2 protein-coding genes are annotated in these 1,598 nt (G+C 63.0%); both read left to right on the top strand.

Annotated features, from left to right (window positions below; genetic code table 11):
* Positions 1-537 (top strand): phosphoribosylformylglycinamidine synthase subunit PurQ (locus OUZ52_RS22780; protein ID WP_266160898.1); only part of this gene is annotated, 537 nt, incomplete at its 5' end.
* A gap of 101 nt (positions 538-638) precedes the next feature.
* A complete protein-coding gene (locus OUZ52_RS22775; protein WP_266160896.1) occupies positions 639-1,337 on the top strand; it encodes a hypothetical protein in 699 nt (232 codons plus the stop codon).
* The last annotated feature ends 261 nt before the right edge of the window (positions 1,338-1,598 follow it).

Below are 1,598 nucleotides of genomic sequence, written 5' to 3'. Positions count from 1 at the left end.
GACTACCTGCGCGCCGAGTTCACCGCATTCTTCGCCGACCCGGAGAAATTCGCGCTCGGCGTTTGCAACGGTTGCCAGATGCTGAGCCAGCTCAAGGAAATCATTCCCGGCGCACAGCATTGGCCGAAATTCCTGCGCAATGCTTCGGAACAATACGAAGCGCGCCTGGCTACGCTGGAGGTGCTCGATACACCCAGCATCTTCTTCAAGGGCATGGCCGGTTCGCGCATTCCGGTCGCGGTCGCGCACGGCGAAGGCCGGGTGAGTTTTCCGCAGGTGTGCAGCCCGTCGAAATCAGGTGGCGCGGTGCGCTTTATCGACAACCGCGGTCGCCCCACCGAAGACTATCCGCTCAACCCCAACGGCTCGCCCGGTGGCCTGGCCGGGTTCACCGCAGCCGATGGCCGCGTGACCATCATGATGCCGCATCCCGAGCGGGTGTTCCGCACCGTGCAGATGAGCTGGCATCCGGAACAGTGGGGCGAGGATTCGCCGTGGATGCGCATGTTCCGCAACGCCCGCGTGTGGTGCGGCTGATCGCTGTGATGAGAGGCGGCGTAGCGTGAGATCACCAATCCTCCGTTCGCCGCTGCTTCGACCCGGTCACTAAGATGAGCTTGCTCGTCGCTCGATGGCCCATGCTGTTATTGATCGCAGGGGTTGTCTTGCTGGCGATGTTGCCATGGTGGCTGGATCTGACTGTGCTGGTGGCGCTGGCCATCAGCGTTATCGCCCTCACCCATAGCGCGGTCGGTTATGCGGCATGGTGTGGCCGCGCCCTGAAGTGGGGGCTGCCCGGCATGCTGTTCGCCGTGCAGCGAGCGCTTGGCGGCGATCTATTGGCCTGGGGCGCAGCCTTGCTTGGTGCACTGGTCGGGTTCTCTGTGCTGGCCTTGTTGGATTCCTTGCTGCATCGTCAGATTGAGCACGCCCCAGCGGCGACGCCCTCGCCGGAATGGAGCGAGTTGGCGATGGCGCCGATCGGTCCGCGCGCTCGCAGGGTTGAGCTTGAGCGGGTGAGCTGGCGCGACGCCGGGCATGCATTGACTGATCCGCTAGGTGGCCTTGTTCACTACGAGGCGGGTGCCTATCGATTTGTCGGCGGACGGCTGATTGACGGTGTGAGTGTGCGTTATGGCTTCAGCCCTGCGGGGCGCTGGGTTGTGGCCAGCATGCGCGATGGGCTTGGTGAGGTTTTGTGGGATCGCGATGGCGATCGGTTGCATCGTTTGCGTGGGTGGCAGTTGTGTGGGTGGGAGGGGGAGTTGCCCTGGTTGGCGCGCGGGGTGGATGGGGTGCCGGTGGGGTTGTGGGAGGTGTTGGGTGATGGGGAGTGAGTTGGTTTTCGTGATGGCTCTCTGTCTCTCTTGAACTTGTATGGGTGAGGGGTTCGGGCGGGTTGCGGTTTTTGGCTTGTTTGCGGTTGAGTCGCTAGGTGGTCGCCTTTGGCGTGTTTCGAACCCCTGCCGGGGTCCGAGTCACTTTTCTTTGCGTGGCCAAAGAAAAGTAACCCAAAGAAAGGCCAACCCCGCTTGTCGCCCTGCGGGTGCGTGAGGGCTGGCCGGGCTTTTCGACAGGGCTCCTGCCCTGGCGAAAAG

It is taken from the genome of Dyella silvatica (assembly GCF_026283955.1).
Classification (GTDB): Bacteria; Pseudomonadota; Gammaproteobacteria; order Xanthomonadales; family Rhodanobacteraceae; genus Dyella_C; species Dyella_C silvatica.
The sequence above is the reverse complement of the archived record's forward strand: the minus strand, read 5'-3'. Positions and strand labels throughout refer to the sequence as shown.

Bases quoted from the DNA above. Each gene is read 5' to 3' on its own strand.
- OUZ52_RS22775 (WP_266160896.1), top strand. From the start codon at position 639: ATGCTGTTATTGATCGCAGGGGTTGTCTTGCTGGCGATGTTGCCATGG.